The sequence below is a fragment of the Acidobacteriota bacterium genome, from assembly GCA_028875575.1.
In the GTDB taxonomy this organism is placed as follows: Bacteria; Acidobacteriota; Terriglobia; order Versatilivoradales; family Versatilivoraceae; genus Versatilivorator.
The window spans coordinates 55,636-71,178 of record JAPPDF010000042.1 but is presented as its reverse complement, the minus strand read 5'-3'; the positions used below and the strand labels follow the sequence as shown (position 1 = coordinate 71,178).

Below are 15,543 nucleotides of genomic sequence, written 5' to 3'. Positions count from 1 at the left end.
CGCCTACTCCACCAGTTCAACGTCCCTGTCGGTGGCCGGGATGATGCTTTCGGTCGGTTCCTCCCGCTCGGCCTTCCACACCAGGCGAATCGCCCACAGCAGGATCGCCATCTCCAGCGCCACCATGAACCAATCCAGAACGGTCACCATAGTCTCAGCCCTTGCTTGGAGCTAGTCCCATCTGCTGCTCGGGCGTCATCCCCCGGGCCAGCGAACCCTTCATCCATACGTAGTAGACCAGGCCCGAAGCCGCCATGGAACTGAGCAGACCGCTGAAAAGCTGGTTCTGCCCCACATAGAACCCGACCAGGAAACCCACCAGCCAGGCCACGTAGGCGGCGGGATTGAGGTTCATGTCCGCTCCCTTGGCGCTCTGGTAGCGTTTCCGCCTTTCCGGAAAGGCCCAGTAGTCCAGGATCACCGTCATGGCGATGGGGGCCACCACCCAGCCCAGAAACTGGACATACCAGTTCACGAACCGGTCCAGCCCCACGAAGCTCCCCACCATGCCAACCAGCCCTGCGCCCGCCGTGGCCAGACGGCGGGTGAATTCCTGTCCCCAGACCATGGGAATGGGAGGCGCCGAAAATGCCAGTCCGGCCGCGTAGGTGCCTCCCTGCACCGTGGACTGGGCGCCGAACCAGCCGAACACCCAGACCACAAAGGGCAGGCCCAGGGCCTGAGCCATGATGAATACATTGAACTCACCCGTGAAGGCGGCTCCGATGGCTCCCCCCCAATACTGCATGGTGACCAGTCCGGCGTAGGCCGTCAGGATCCCCACCAAGGCCTGCTTGCCGTTTTTCCAGAAGCGGGCCATGTCGGAAATGATGGTCACCCCGACCAGCCAACCGCCGGCCGCCATATCGAACCCGATGAAGGCAGGCGCGGTGGGATCGAACCACTTGTTCCACAACACACCGAATCCACCCGCGCGCGTGAGCGTGGCGTCGATGATCATGAAGACCAGGACCAGGAAACCGGGCACGGCAATCCAGTCCACGTAGGCAATCCAGCGGATGCGCACCACCGCCGGAACGATGAACAGGACCCCGATGGCGATGGTGGAGATCAACCAGGGAGCCGAGCCGGCCTCCCAACCCCAATGTCCGGTGAGACCGTCCCGAGTCATGTTCAGAATGACCGAAAACCAGCCCATGCTGGTCAATCCCATCAGCACATTGGGCAGTACCACTCCCTTGCGCCCGAAGGTGTAGCGGTAGAGGAGCGCGCTGGAATACCCGGTCCGGGCGGCGGCGGCCCCGATCAGGGCTCCCACGATCCCGTTGCTCAAGGTCCCGAAGAAGATAATGGGCATGGACAACTTCAAGGGAAAGGACTGGCCGACGATTCCTCCCACAACGAAGCTGGACAGCACCAGCACCCATCCCCAGAGAATGATGGAGTTGTTCCAGTAGCTGAGCCTCCTCGAAAGTGGCACCTTGGAACGGGCGGCGTCGCCAACTACCGCCCCTGACTCGGCGCTCCCGCTCTGTGTCGACAAGATGAAACGCTCCTTTCAGCGTGTCTCTCTCGGACGCGTTCGGCGTCAGGACCGCGCCAGAACCACCGCCTCCAACGCGGATAGACAACGGTCGACTTCCTCGGCCGTATTGTAATGCACCAGCCCCAACCGCACGACCCCGCCGGAGTCGAACAACCCCAGCCGTTCGATCAGTGCCTGGGCGTAGAAGTCCCCTTCCCAAAGGAAAAATCCCTTCTTGCCCATCTCGGCGGTGATCTCCCGGGGAGAAAATCCCGGAACCGTAAAGGCCGCCGTGGGTGTGCGGCAGTGGAGCCGGTTGCGGTCGGTGACACCCCACATCTTCAAACCCTTGATCTGCTCCAGGCCGTCCAGCAACCGTTGGAACAGGGGGCGCTCATAGCTCTCGATGGCGGACAGGCAGGTCTTCACGTGCAAGCGCCTGCCCTCAAGCTGTGGGTAACGGTCCCGGTAGGCGCCGCCCTGCTGGCGGCCCAGTTCTGCCAGGTATTCGACGGCGGCCAGGCTCCCGGCGATCCCTTCGTGATTCTGAGTGCCGATTTCGAAGCGAGGCTTGGCCGGCCTGATCTTGTAGGCCGGAAGCCGCTCCAGCACTTCCTGTTTGCCGTAGAGTACACCCACGTGGGGACCGAAAAACTTGTAGACCGAGAGGGCCATCAGATCGCAGTCCAGTGCCTGCACGTCGATCGGTCCGTGCGGAGCGTAATGCACAGCGTCCACGTAGACCAGCGCTCCAACCTGGTGCGCTTTCTCGATCACTTCCCCCACCGGGTTGACGGTGCCGACCGCGTTGGAGGCGTAGCCGATCGCCACCACCTTGGTCCTCGAGTTGAGCTTCGACTCCAGCTCTTCCATGTCGAGGGTGCAATCCTCCGGGTGGATGTCGATGCAGTGCACCTTGGCGCCGTGCTCCTCCAGGGCCTGCCAGGGAGAGACGTTGGCTTCGTGGTCCAGCACGGTCACCACCAGTTCGTCGCCGGGCTGCAGCGTCTTGCCGATGGCCCGGCTCACGTTGTAGGTGTGGGTGGTCATGTTCAGACCGAAGGCTATTTCATCGATGGAGCGGGCGTTGAGGAAATCGACCATGGCCTGGTCGGCTTCTATCAGCATGCGGTCGGTGTCCTCGCTGGTGACGAAGGTTCCCTCGATGTTGCAGTTCATGGCCATGTAGTAGTGAGCTACGGCATCCATGACCTGCCGGGGAATCTGGGTCCCACCCGGGCCATCGAAAAAGACGGCCGGGTGGTTGTTTACGGTGCGTTCCAGCGATGGGAATTGTTCTCGGATCGAATCCAGGTCAAGCAAGGGGCAGATCTCCAGGTTGGCCCGGGCCATTGGCATGGACCGGGATGCGGTCGGCTTTCTAGAAGAGGTTCCAGGGCGGGACCAGCGCCTCGATCCGGTCGGTGGCGGGCTTGAAATGGGCGGCCGCATCGTCCACGACCGGCGGCCGATGTCCCGCAAACAGATGGTCGGGACGGAGCCGGGCCAGCCGCTCCACGCTCCTCATCGATTGGTGAAGGTCGCAGTCCCCGATGTTCTGCAGAAGGATCTTGCCTTCGGGAAAGATGGCGTCGCCGGCGAAGAGGGCACGCTTGCCCCCATCCTCCACCAGGAAGGACATATGGCCCGCGCAGTGGCCGGGAGTCGCCACCACCCGGAAGACCTTGCCGCCCAGTTCCACTTCCTGGTTGTCGTGAAGCTCCAGGTCCACCGGGCAGGGCAGAAACTGGAACTCGGGGGGATACATTCCGGTGGAGCGTCCCTTGTCCAGGTTGATGGCCTTTTCGTCGCCGCTGCGCAGCCAGCCGGCGGCTTCCGCCGAGAGGGCCACTTTCAGGTTGGGCAGCCGTTGCTTCAGGGGCGCGGCTCCGGCGGCATGGTCTCCGTGAGCGTGGGTAAGCAGCAACCATTCCACCCGGGCGGGGTCCACGCCGTGCCCGCGGATATTCTCCACGACCTGGTCGGCGCCCATCCCGCCCCCGGCATCGATCAGCAGGTAGAGGTCCCCGGCCCGCATGAGGTAGACATTGCAATCCATGCGGTCGGTAAAGACCGTCTCGGTCTCGCCTCCACCCACCAGGAAAACCGTCTCAGTCACCTTCATGAATCAGCCTCCTGATGCTATCTCGCATACTCCGGTTCTTCCCGGTCCAGGATGCGCCGGATGGCCTGGAAGTGCAGGCTCCGCATGGTCGCCAGACCCCCCTGCATCACGGGAGCCACTTCCTTGACGGTGGACTCCGGAATTTCCCGGAGTCGCTGTCCGGAAGATTGAACAATGAACTGGGACTCGCAGGCCCGTTCCAGATAGTAGAGGTCGTCGAAGGCGTCCCAAACCGTGGGCCCGGTCACAATCACCCCGTGGGCGCCCAGAAAGGCCACATCGTGGTCGCCCATGGCCGCGGCCAGGCGGTCCCCCTCCGCGCTTTCAAAGGCCAACCCGCGATACTCGTCGATATAGGCTACCCGCCCGTAGAAGCGGAGGGCATTTTGCGAGGCCATCAGAAGCCTGCCTTGCTGCAGCAGACAGATGGCGGTGGCGTAGGGCATGTGGGTGTGCAGCACGCAGCGAGCCCGGGGCTTGGCCATGTGTATGCGGGAGTGAATGAAGAAGGCCGAATCTTCCACGGAGTTGCTGCCCTCAAGGATGCGGCGGTCCTTGTCGGCCAGGACCAGGTCGCTGGCGGACAGCTCGCTCCAGTGGAAGCCCATGGGATTGACCAGAAACTGGTGCCCGTCGTTCGAAACCGCCAGGCTGAAGTGGTTGCAGATCCCCTCGCTCAGCCCCAGACGTGCAGCCCAGCGGAGGGCGGCGGTCAGGTCAATCCGCGCCTGTCTGATTTCCTCGGGTGTGATGGTGGATTCCTTTCAGGGAGAGAGCGGGCTAGTGTTCTGTTACAGGACACTAGTAGCCCTGGGCCTCGAAATGAGGGCGAATAGCATCGTCATAGGGTCGGCCCCCGTTCTGGAAAAAGCCCATCCAATAGTAGGGCACCGATCCCCGCCGGACCATTTCATCGGTCCACTGCGCACAGATCATCTGCTGAATGACATTGCCCACAATGCCCGAGGTCGGGCAAATGCGTTCCTTGCGACCTGCGATTTCAATGACGCCCTCCCGCTCCGGAGAGAAATTGTCAAAGCCGGCGTCGGCGACATCGATCAACCGACCGGGAGGCACTTCCCCGTCCATGTAGCCGGGACCGACTCCGATCACGTAGGCGCCCTCGATCTGCTTCTCCCGAGCCAGCCGCATTTCCGGGACGTGTGCCGGTGAGATGGCGGTGATGATCATGACGTTGAGTTCCCGGGTTGCTTCCCAGTCCCCCCAGTTTATGATCATCGGTCCCGAGGCCACCCCGCTGAGCTCGCTGGCGAATCCCGGATGCTCCAGGCTTCGCGCAAACCAGCGGCCTCCCCGGCGAATGCGTCGGGCCATGGTGACGGCAGTCTCCCGGATTCGAGGTTGGTGTCGCCTGATCCGATCCACTCGCTCGGTGAGCACCCGGAGGTATTCAGCGCTCTTGTCCACCGATTTGGTGCTGCCGGTCCAGACCTTGTTGGCGGTCTCGGCGGTCAGCATCCAGTGAAGCGCCCCACTGCCGGTGGTGGTGGAGGGGCACAGGGTGAATTCGGGAATCTGGGGCGCATGGACCAACCCCTGGTAGTAGGGAACATGGCTGTGCAGAATCTCGTTGGAGACATCCTTGAGCATCAGGTTGTCTTCGTTGGGATTGGTGAAGCCTTTTGGGCGGAACTCATTGTCCACGTAGTTCACGGTCACCGCCACTACGTGGACGCCCCGGTCCCGGGCTCTCTGCACGGCGCGATTGCACTGGTTGGTGAAGACCATATCGCCCTTTTGCATCGCGTCGAATGTAGCCGGCTTGTATCCATTGTGGTTGCGGAGAATTCCGGGATTGCCCCGTCTGGTGGCCTTCTGCTCTGGCCCGGGCATGTGGCCGTCGTCCATGGAGGTCCACACCGTTCCTCCCGCCTTGATCACCGCGGCCGCCCGCGAAGTGAGCTCGCCAACCTGGTCGAGCTCGCCGCTGAGGCGACCCAGCATCTCCATGGTGGCCTGGTGGTACTCCTCCATGAAGAGCACCGTATGGCCATAGGTCGGGGCTCCCGGTTCGAGGCATCCGCTACTGCCGGTTTCGGCAGCCTGGAGCTCAGGCCGGTTGGCGGAACCCGACAGCCAGGCGCCCAACCCGGCGCCTCCTCCCAGAAACAGACGGCGGTGGATCTTGTTACCCATCCCTGCCTCCGAATTTATGCTCATCACTCCTGACCCGCTGCCGGGGAGAAGCTCCAGTGTCAATACCCCTGTAATTCGAAAAAGGGTTTCATGGCGGCGTTGTATTCGCGGCCGCCCTCCCGGTAGACGCCCAACAGAAAATAGGGCACAGAGCCCCGCCGCACCATCTCGTCGCACCATTGAGCAATGATCATCTGCTGGATGACGTTCCCCACGATTCCGGAAGTGGGACAGATGGTTTTGGACTGCCCGGCAATCTCAATTACCCCCCCGGACTCGGGAGAAAAGTTGTCGAATCCGACGTCGGCCACGTCGATGAGGCGCCCGTGAGGAACCACGCCGTCGGTGGAGGCGGGTCCGACGGCTACCACGTAGGCGCCTTCCACCTGCTTTTCCAGCGCCAACTTCATCTCTTCCGGATAGGCCGGCGAGATGGCGTTGATGAACATGACGTTCTTTTCCCGGTTGGCGTCCCAATCCCCCCAATTCACCACCCGGATGCCGGAGGCGACGTGAAATTCACTCTCGAACCCCGGATGCTCGATGCTCTTTCCGAACCAACGCCCGCCGGCCCGGACGCGCTCGGCCATAATGGCCGTGGTCTCCCGAATGCGATCGAAATGGCCGCGGGTGCGCTGCACCCGCTCGGTCAGGATCCGCAGGTACTGAGCGCTCTTGTCCACTGCCTTGGCATTGGGATGGGCCAGCTTGTTGGCGATCTCGGCGTTCAGCATCCAGTGGATCGCGCCGCTGCCGGTGCCGCTGGAAGGGCAGATGGCGAACTCGGGAATTTCCGGAGCATGCACCAGCCCCTGCTCGTAGGGAACATGGCTGTGGAGGATCTCGTTGGAGACATCCTTGAGCATCAACCCGTCGGGACAGCCGTGAGACGGGTGATTGTAGCCCGGAGGCCTGAACTCGTTGTTCCAGTAGTTGATGGTGACGCAGACGACGTAGACGCCCCGCTCTCTGGCAGCCAACACGGCCTTGTTGGCCCGGTTGGTAAAGACGATGTCCCCCTTCTGCATCTGGTCGAAATCCTTTTCGGCCCCCAGGGAGGTTGAATGGGTCTTCATGATGCCGGGACTACCGCGGCGGTCGTCTTTCTGCTCGTAGTAGGGCATGTGTCCCAGGTTCATGGAGGTCCACACCCTGCCCCCCTTCCTGACGAGGCTGGCGGCGCGGGAGGTCAGATCGCCGATCTGATCCAGCTCTCCGCTCTGGGCACCCAGGATGTCCAGCGTGCCCTGGTAGTACTCCTCCATGAAAAGCACGGTGTGCCCGAAGGTGTATTCCTGCTGCCACCGGCAGTCGCTCCCGCGGGAGTGGGCAGCGGCGGGGACCTCCAGCCAACGGCCCGCGGCAACGCCGCCACCGAGCAAAGCACCTGTTTGAATCATTTCGCGGCGATTGAGCTTGGCCATGAATGCCCCTGGGTTTGGCTGAAGGGATAACCGATAGGACCTGGCAAAAGGGGGGCTCAGCGCCACCCGGAAACGGTCCCGCCATCCGGCTGCGCCCGAACCCCGCCTATCATACAACACAAACCCGAGGAATCGTCACGGCTCTTTCCAGGAGGCGAAGTCGCGGCGGGCGGAGGCGGCCGATGAAAGACGGAACAGAGTTGTCCACGAAGTGACACGAAGGACCACCAGGGGCCAAAAAGGGGAGCGAGGAGAGTCTGGGAGCGCGGCAGGGAGTTACAGGGGGAAACGGATCTCCAAACTCGGGGACACTATTGACATCGATCCCCGGTGCCGGGCCGCTTCCCCCCCACCCCATCAGCCTTCGCCATTCGGCGCTGCTTTGCGGCGTCGCGTATGCCCCCCTCCGCATCAGCCTTCGCCTGCGGCTCGGCTTCTGCGACTCCCCCTCAAGGGGGGAGTGATTCTTGAGGCCTGCAACAACGCTCTGGTATCACTCCCCCCTTGAGGGGGAGTCGGCGAGGCAAACGCGGCGTCCCTTCGACCAGGCCGCAGCATGCAGCCGAGCCGGAGGGGGGCCAACGCGGCGCCCCGAAAGCGAAGCCCGCAGCCGAGCCGGAGGGGGCATACGCGGCGCCCCGCGATTGACTATGAGCTGTAAGGGACGGAGCCGCGAAACGGTGACAACAGGCACCCGTAGGCGTAAGCTGGACGGGTGCCGGTCTTGCTTGAATCGCCGGTAGTGTTTACCATCCTGTCGAACGGGCCTGAACCTTGACATGAATCAGTCTCTTCGTGCCCTTTCGTGGTTCTTCGCGTCCCTTCGTGGATATCTCTTTTTCCTGCTTGTCGTTCTGAGACGACGCCTTCCCATATGACTCGCTTTCGCATTGCCATCGATGGACCCTCGGGGGCCGGAAAGAGTACGGTTGCCCGGAAGGTCGCCCAGCGGCTGGGTTACCTGTATATCGACACCGGGGCCATGTACCGCGCCGTCGGACTCAAGGTCACCCGGGAACGACTGCCGTGGGATCAGCCGGATGCCGTCATTGAGGCCGCCAGCCGCGCCCGGATCGAGCTAAGGGCCGGCCCGCATGGTCTTCGCGTCATTCTGGACGGGGCGGACGTGTCCGAGGCCATTCGTACGGAAGCCGTCGGCCAGGCGGCCTCCCGGGTGTCCAGCATTCCCGGGGTGCGCAGGATCCTGGTTCGAGCGCAGCAGGACCTGGGCAGGCGCGGCGGGGTGGTCATGGAAGGCAGAGACATCGGAACCAAGGTGTTTCCCGAGGCCGAACTGAAGATATTCCTGGACGCGTCCGAACCTACCCGTGCCCGGCGGCGATTCGCCCAGAATAGAGACAAGACCGGCGCCTTGAACCTGGAAGGCATTCTCGAGGAAATACGGCAGCGGGACCGGCGCGACCGGGAGCGTGCCGACTCACCTCTGGTACAAGCCCGCGACGCGCTCTATCTGGATACTTCCAACCAGACGGTCGACGAGGTGGTTGAGAAAATCCTCAAGATGGTCCAGGTCGTGGAGGGGAAGTCCGGCAGCGATTGAGTGTCGGGAGAAACAGCGGAAGAGGGGTTGCGGATCCAGCCGATGGACTCAGCCGCCGTTGCTCATGGAGGCCAGGAATTCCCTGTTCGATCTCCTCTTGGATAGCCGTTCCAGCATCAGCTCCATGGTCTCGACCGCCGAAAGCGGATTGAGCACCTTTCGTAACACCCACACCCGATTGAGTTCATCCTTGGGCATCAGCAACTCTTCCTTGCGGGTACCGGAGCGGTTGATGTCGATGGCCGGAAAGACCCGTTTTTCCACCAGCTTCCGCTCCAGGTGAACCTCCATGTTGCCGGTTCCCTTGAACTCCTCGAAGATGACATCGTCCATGCGGCTTCCCGTGTCGATCAGTGCCGTAGCGATGATGGTCAGACTGCCGCCCTCCTCGATGTTGCGAGCGGCGCCAAAGAACCGCTTGGGTCTCTGCAGCGCATTGGAGTCCACCCCACCCGAAAGCACCTTGCCGGACGGGGGCACGATGGTGTTGTAGGCGCGAGCCAGACGGGTAATCGAGTCCAGCAGGATCACCACGTCCCGCTGGTGCTCCACCAGCCGTTTGGCCTTCTCGATCACCATCTCGGCAACCTGTACGTGGCGAGTGGCCGGCTCGTCGAAGGTCGAGCTGATGACCTCACCGTTGACGGACCGCTGCATGTCGGTGACCTCTTCGGGCCTTTCATCGATCAGCAGCACGATCAGGATGATTTCAGGATGGTTCTCGGTGACGGAGTTGGCGATGGTCTGCAGCAGCATGGTCTTCCCGGTCCGCGGCGGCGAAACGATAAGTCCGCGCTGGCCCTTTCCGATGGGAACCATCAGATCCATGACCCGGGCCGACAGGTTGTCGGGCTGGGTCTCCAGCCGGATCCGGTCCTCGGGGTAGAGCGGCGTGAGATTGTCGAAGAAGATCTTGTTGCGGGCAACGTCGGGATGCTCGAAGTTGATGGCTTCGACCTTGATCAAGGCAAAGTAGCGTTCCCCGTCCTTGGGGGGTCGAATCTGGCCCGATACGGTGTCCCCCGTATGCAGATCGAATTTGCGGATTTGGGAGGGAGACACGTAGATATCGTCCGGTCCCGGCAGGTAGTTGTAGTCAGGCGCTCGCAAGAACCCAAAGCCGTCCGGAAGGGTCTCCAACACACCCTCCGAGAATATCAGGCCGTTTTTCTCCGTCTGGGCCTGCAGGATCTTGAAAATCAACTCCTGTTTCCGCATTCCGGTTGCGCCGGCCACATTCAGATCCTTGGCGATCTGAGTCAGGGAGGCGATGTTCATTTCTTTCAGCTCGGCAATGTCCATAAAGACTCCTTGGAGTTTCGGGATTTCAAAGTCGGGTATGGGCAACCGGCCCGGTCGGGCGGCGCTCATCTGGATTTTGGCGATGGGTCTACGGCTGTGCTGTCCCCTGGATATGACGACTCAGAAGTGCCCACACCTTGTCACGGCCGGTCTTCCTGGTGGCGGAATACGCCACCACCGTGGCTGCTGGTGCGAGTGTCCGGGTGTGTTTGAGCGATTTCTGCAGCTCGCTCCCGGATAGCCTGTCGGCCTTGGTAGAAACCATAAAAAAGGGTAGGGAAAACTGTCGCAACCTCTCGAGGGTTTGCAGATCGTGCCGGGTTGGACCGATCCGCGAATCAATGATCGAAACGCAAACTGCCAGCCTCTCCTGTTGTTGAATATAGCTGTCGAACAAACGAGCCCACCCAAGCCTCATTTCCTTGGAAACCTTGGCGTAGCCATAACCCGGGCAGTCGACAAAATAGAAACGTCCATTGATTCTGAAAAAATGGATCAGCCGGGTGCGTCCCGGGGTGGAACTGGTGCGGGCGAGTCCGCGTCGCCCTAACAGACTGTTTATCAAGCTGGATTTGCCGACATTGGAGCGGCCGATGAATGCGATTTCAGGAAGGTCATCCCGTGGAAACCGGGACGGATCAGGAGCGCTGCATACCAACTCGGCGGAATAGATCTTCAATGGGTTATGGAATCTTGAGAAAAATCCTTCTCCATTGAAGGCTTGTACTCCTCGATCTTGTCCTCCGCTTTCTCCTTGGCGACCGGGATCTCATCCTCGAGGGCGATCTTCAGCACCTCGTCCATGGTCTCGACGAAGTGCATCGAAAAATGTTCCTGGATGTTCTGGGGCACCTCGGAAAGATCCTTCTCATTCCCTTTAGGCAGAACGGCCACCTTGATCCCGGCCCGGTGTGCAGCCAGCAGCTTCTCCTTCATGCCGCCAATGGGCAGCACCTTGCCCCGCAGAGTGATTTCCCCCGTCATGGCTACGTCCGGCCTTACCGGAATTTTGGTCAAGGAGGAAATCATGGCCGTGGCCATGGTGATTCCGGCCGAGGGTCCGTCCTTGGGAATGGCTCCTTCGGGTACGTGGATATGCATGTCGAAGTTCCGATGAAACTCCCGAGGAACTCCCAGCCGGTGGGAGCGGGAACGCACGTAGCTCATGGCGGCTTGCGCCGACTCCTGCATGACTTCTCCCAGCTTTCCGGTCAAGGTCAGGCGACCCTTGCCTTCCATCAAGGTGGCTTCGGTGTTCAACACTTCTCCCCCGACCTCGGTCCAGGCCAGACCGGTGGCCAGACCGACCTCGCTCTTCTCTGCCGAGCGCGTGTTGCGGAACTTGATGACTCCCAGATAGTCGTTCAAATTCTTCCTGTCGACCTGACGCGAGATTCCAGCGCCCTCCTTGACCACCTTGCGGGCAACTTTGCGACAGATCGAGGCGATCTCCCGTTCCAGGTTGCGCACCCCCGACTCCCGGGTGTAGTTCTGGATGATCCCCAGAATGGACTCGTCGGACAGAACCAGGTTCTTCTCCTTCAAGCCGTTCCGGGGAATCTGCTTCTTGACCAGGTAGCGTTTGGCAATCTCCAGCTTCTCGGCCTCGGTGTACCCCGAAATACGAATGACTTCCATTCGATCCTGCAGGGGCTGCGGAATGGTATGAATGACGTTGGCGGTGGCAATGAACATGACCTGCGACAGGTCGTATTCCACATCCAGATAGTGGTCCACAAAGCAGTGGTTCTGCTCCGGATCCAATACTTCCAGCAGGGCCGCCGAGGGGTCTCCGCGGAAATCCATGCTCATCTTGTCCACTTCGTCCAGCAGAAAGACCGGGTTCTTGGTTCCGGCTTTCTTCATCATCTGGATGATCTGCCCCGGCAAAGCCCCGATATAGGTTCGGCGATGCCCCCGGACCTCGGCCTCATCCCGGACTCCCCCCAGGGAAAGCCGGACGAACTTGCGTCCGGTAGCTCTGGCTATGGAACCCGCCAGCGACGACTTCCCCACTCCCGGAGGTCCTACCAGGCAGAGAATCGAACCCTTGGGGTTTTTCACCAACTGGCGCACGGCCAGGAACTCCAGGATGCGCTCCTTGACCTTCTCCAGTCCGTAGTGGTCCTCTTCAAGAACCTTTTCCGCCCGTTCGATTTTCTGAATTTCCTTGGATCGCTTCTTCCAGGGAACCGCCAGCAGCCAGTCGATGTAGTTGCGGGAGACGGTGGACTCGGCCGACATGGGAGGCATCATTTCCAGCCGCTTCACCTCCTGCATGGCCTTTTCAAGGGCCTCCTTGGGCATGCCGGCTGCTTCGATCTTCTTCTTGAGCTCATCCACCTCCGATTTCTCGTTACGCCCCAATTCCTTCTGAATGGCCTTCATCTTCTCATTCAGGTAGTACTCCTTCTGGGCCTTTTCCATCTGACGCTTGACCCGCGAGTTGATGGAACGATCCACGTTCAGTTTCTCGATCTCCACATCCAGAATGTCTCTCAGCCGGTGGAGGCGGTCCACCGAATCGAAGATTTCCAGTAACTCCTGCTTTTCCTCGATGGTGACGGCCAAATTGGCAGCCACGGTATCGGCCAGCCGGTCGATGTCCTCGACGCGCACGGCGGCTACCATGGTGTCGTAATTCAGGTTCTGGCTCAGTTTCACATACTGCTCGAACAGCGAGGTGACCTTGTTGACCAGTGCCTCGGTATCGCCTTGCGCCGAACGGGCGGGGGACGTCGGCCGCAAGACGGCCTTCATGTACTCATCCTCTTCCAGGATCTGAAGCGCCTTGGCACGCTCCACACCTTCCACCAGCACTTTGATGTTGCCGTCCGGCAGGCGCAGGCTCTGGACGATATTGGCAATGGTCCCGGTGGAATAGATCTCGGAGGGCTGTGGATCGTCGACCGCGGCATCGTGCTGGGTCGCCAGGAAGATCCGCTTGTCCCCGTTGAAGGCGACTTCCAGGGCCTTCACCGAGGCCTGGCGCCCAATCACGAAGGGAATCATCATGTAGGGGAAAAGCACCACGTCCCGAATGGGAACCATGGGCAAGAGGGTGTATTCCGATTTTTCTTTGGGCTTACCGAACATCGCCATTCCGCTTTCTCGAGAAAAACAGGTTCCGTGCCGTGGTTTAACCTGCCTTTTCCAGGAGCGAGAGATCTATGGAGTTGGCAGTCACCATTTCCTTGGTAAGCACAAACTCCTTGATCTTTCGCTGGGCAGGCAGCAGGTACATGAGATCGAGCATTAGTTCCTCGATGATGATGCGCAGCCCCCGGGCCCCGACCTTCCGTTCCTGGGCCAACTCTGCAATACCCTCCAGGGCGTCCTGATTAAAGTGTAACTTGACTCCTTCGTATTCGAACAACTTCTGGTACTGCTTCACAAGTGCATTCTTCGGCTTGGTGAGGATCTGCACCAGGGCAGCGATATCCAGATCTCCCAGGGTTCCCACCACGGGCATGCGGCCCACAAACTCGGGGATCAAGCCGTACCGGATCAGATCCTGCGGCTCCACTCTCTCCAGCATGGCCAGGTTTCGCCTCTGCTGCACCGTCTTGACGTCACTGCGAAAACCGAGGGTTCTCTTGCCGATGCGGCGCTCGACCACTTTTTCCAGGCCGACAAAGGCTCCACCGCAGATGAAGAGAATATCGGTCGTATCCACCTGGGTGAACTCCTGGTGAGGATGTTTCCTTCCACCCTGAGGCGGCACGTTGGCGACCGTTCCCTCCAGGATTTTCAGCAGCGCCTGCTGCACCCCCTCCCCGGACACGTCCCGAGTGATGGAGGGATTCTCGTCTTTTCGGCAAATCTTGTCCACCTCGTCAATGTAGATCATGCCATGCTGGCATTTCTCCACATCCCCGCCGGCGCTTTGAAGCAATTTCAAAATGATGTTTTCGACATCCTCGCCCACGTATCCGGCTTCGGTGAGGGTGGTGGCGTCCACGATGGCAAAGGGCACGCTGAGCCTCTTGGCCAGGGTCTGGGCCAGCAGCGTCTTTCCCGTCCCGGTGGGGCCGATCAACAGGATATTGCTCTTGGTCAGCTCCACTTCGCTACGCCGGCGGGCAAGCTCGATTCGCTTGTAGTGGTTGTAGACCGCCACGGCCAGCTTTTTCTTGGTCTTCTCCTGGCCGATGACGTATTCGTCCAGATACGCCTTGACCTCGTGCGGCTTCGGCAGCGGATGGGGTTTGGCGTCGGAGTCAACACCCTGGTCGTCATCGATGATGTCGTTGCAGACCCGGACACATTCGTCACAGATAAAGACGGTGGGACCGGCGATCAGCTTGCGAACGTCATTCTGACTCTTGTTGCAGAAGGAACATCTCAATGATTCCTCGGTGCTGTTTCTTTTCAAGTCAGCTCCTCCGGTCGGCGTGCCGAACCCTCTCCGGGACTCGCGCCGACCCAGCGACCTCCATTCCCCGATGCCGCCCAGGCGTCAAGGAACGGCTCCACTCTGGATTCTCCGACATTCCCCTCATTGGATGACTACTCCCCGAAATCGAGCCTGGTCTCTGCCTGATACTCCTGGTACTGGTGAAAGGTACTCTCCGCCAGGGTCGACCTGCCACGATACCGGGTATAAGCCAGCGATTTTAGCGGAAGCAGCGCAACCTCGTCACCAATCTCCTGAAAATCATAGTCGAAAAGCATTCTGCCCGACCTGACCCGGTGTCGCTTGGGCAATCCGATCGGTTCCTCGGCCACATATCTCAAAACACGCCCGCTGTCCCGGTCAATATAAATCTTTCCGCGGTACCCGACCAGCACGGTGTTGTCGCCGGCGCGCCCCCCATACTGGCAAAAATTCCTCGGCGTCACCGTACGGAACACATGCACTCCGTACCCTCGCAGCCGGGCATCTTTAATCCACTCGAACTCGGTGGGATACTTCTGGCCGAAAAGAGCCTTCAACCAATGACCGAAAAACCCCCATCCATGGCCGCGCTGATTGCCGCCGATCCATTCATAACTCTCCCGGCCTCCCTTCACCATCCGCACCAGCCACTCCGACTCATCGATCCGCGGCTTCCCTCCCCTGCTCGAACGCACCCATTTGGGTATCTCGACTGCCCAATCGCGCAACTCCGGCCTTCGAATTGCCGGAACCACAAAGACCCGTATGGTCTTCCGGCAGGTGAAATTGGGCAGGGAGTCCATGTATCCCTGCACCCATTGGCGGGTCCGGGCAATGACCGCGGCCGACTCCTCCTGGCTCATCCCGGTCGCCGCCAGCCCCAAGGAGGCCATCTCCGCCAGCGCCAACCAGAGCGCGGCGAACCCCGCCGCCGCCGAACCGATTCGCCTTGCGCGTGAGGACCCTGCCGAACCATCGGTGGGACCCGATGCCCTTCCACTGGCCTGACGCATTTTCGGTCACGCCGTCGCCTTTAGACAGCGCGCCTCACCACGTGGAAACCCGCCGGCCCCTTTCCGGAGCGGACCGGATGAAGGAAACCTCGGTTTG

General features: G+C 60.8%; 13 protein-coding genes. 1 reads left to right on the top strand and 12 read right to left on the bottom strand.

Annotation, left to right across the window (positions count from 1 at the left end; genetic code table 11):
* Positions 1-3: 3 nt before the first annotated feature.
* The 7 genes from OXI69_06305 to OXI69_06275 are packed head-to-tail and all read right to left on the bottom strand — an operon-like array spanning position 4 to position 7,192.
* The gene (locus OXI69_06305) at positions 4-147 is read right to left on the bottom strand and encodes a hypothetical protein (GenBank protein ID MDE2665744.1); all 144 of its coding nucleotides are present in this window, start codon (positions 145-147) and stop codon (positions 4-6) included.
* 7 nt (positions 148-154) lie between these two features.
* Positions 155-1,504, bottom strand: a complete 1,350-nt coding sequence (locus OXI69_06300) for a cytosine permease (GenBank protein ID MDE2665743.1) — start codon at positions 1,502-1,504, stop codon at positions 155-157.
* A gap of 45 nt (positions 1,505-1,549) precedes the next feature.
* Positions 1,550-2,845 carry a cysteine desulfurase-like protein gene (locus OXI69_06295; GenBank protein MDE2665742.1) on the bottom strand — a complete coding sequence of 432 codons (1,296 nt, stop codon included), beginning with the start codon at positions 2,843-2,845 and terminating at the stop codon, positions 1,550-1,552.
* 22 nt (positions 2,846-2,867) lie between these two features.
* Entirely contained in the window at positions 2,868-3,611 is a 744-nt protein-coding gene (locus OXI69_06290) for an MBL fold metallo-hydrolase (GenBank protein ID MDE2665741.1), read from the bottom strand.
* A gap of 17 nt (positions 3,612-3,628) precedes the next feature.
* Positions 3,629-4,363: an aldolase gene (locus tag OXI69_06285; protein MDE2665740.1), complete on the bottom strand. Its 735-nt coding sequence runs from the start codon at positions 4,361-4,363 to the stop codon at positions 3,629-3,631.
* 49 nt (positions 4,364-4,412) lie between these two features.
* Positions 4,413-5,768, bottom strand: coding sequence for a hypothetical protein (locus tag OXI69_06280; protein MDE2665739.1), 1,356 nt, complete (start codon positions 5,766-5,768; stop codon positions 4,413-4,415).
* Positions 5,769-5,827: 59 nt separating this feature from the next.
* On the bottom strand, positions 5,828-7,192 hold the full coding sequence (locus OXI69_06275; protein MDE2665738.1) for a hypothetical protein: 1,365 nt from the start codon (positions 7,190-7,192) through the stop codon (positions 5,828-5,830).
* A gap of 874 nt (positions 7,193-8,066) precedes the next feature.
* On the opposite strand from OXI69_06275, the gene cmk reads away from it, so the two are divergent.
* The gene (gene cmk, locus OXI69_06270) at positions 8,067-8,753 is read left to right on the top strand and encodes a (d)CMP kinase (protein MDE2665737.1); all 687 of its coding nucleotides are present in this window, start codon (positions 8,067-8,069) and stop codon (positions 8,751-8,753) included.
* 48 nt (positions 8,754-8,801) lie between these two features.
* On the opposite strand, the gene rho is transcribed toward cmk, so the two are convergent.
* The 5 genes from rho to OXI69_06245 all read right to left on the bottom strand — a co-directional run bounded on the left by rho (position 8,802) and on the right by OXI69_06245 (position 15,446).
* On the bottom strand, positions 8,802-10,055 hold the full coding sequence (gene rho / locus OXI69_06265) for a transcription termination factor Rho (protein ID MDE2665736.1): 1,254 nt from the start codon (positions 10,053-10,055) through the stop codon (positions 8,802-8,804).
* 88 nt (positions 10,056-10,143) lie between these two features.
* Positions 10,144-10,734 carry a ribosome biogenesis GTP-binding protein YihA/YsxC gene (yihA, locus tag OXI69_06260; GenBank protein ID MDE2665735.1) on the bottom strand — a complete coding sequence of 197 codons (591 nt, stop codon included), beginning with the start codon at positions 10,732-10,734 and terminating at the stop codon, positions 10,144-10,146.
* Positions 10,731-13,157, bottom strand: a complete 2,427-nt coding sequence (gene lon, locus OXI69_06255; GenBank protein ID MDE2665734.1) for an endopeptidase La — start codon at positions 13,155-13,157, stop codon at positions 10,731-10,733. Before lon ends, yihA begins: the two co-directional genes overlap by 4 nt.
* A gap of 37 nt (positions 13,158-13,194) precedes the next feature.
* Positions 13,195-14,430 (bottom strand): ATP-dependent Clp protease ATP-binding subunit ClpX, encoded by a 1,236-nt coding sequence (gene clpX / locus OXI69_06250; protein MDE2665733.1) that lies wholly within the window; start codon positions 14,428-14,430, stop codon positions 13,195-13,197.
* Between the two features lie 134 nt (positions 14,431-14,564).
* Positions 14,565-15,446 carry a hypothetical protein gene (locus OXI69_06245; protein ID MDE2665732.1) on the bottom strand — a complete coding sequence of 294 codons (882 nt, stop codon included), beginning with the start codon at positions 15,444-15,446 and terminating at the stop codon, positions 14,565-14,567.
* Between the last annotated feature and the right edge of the window lie 97 nt (positions 15,447-15,543).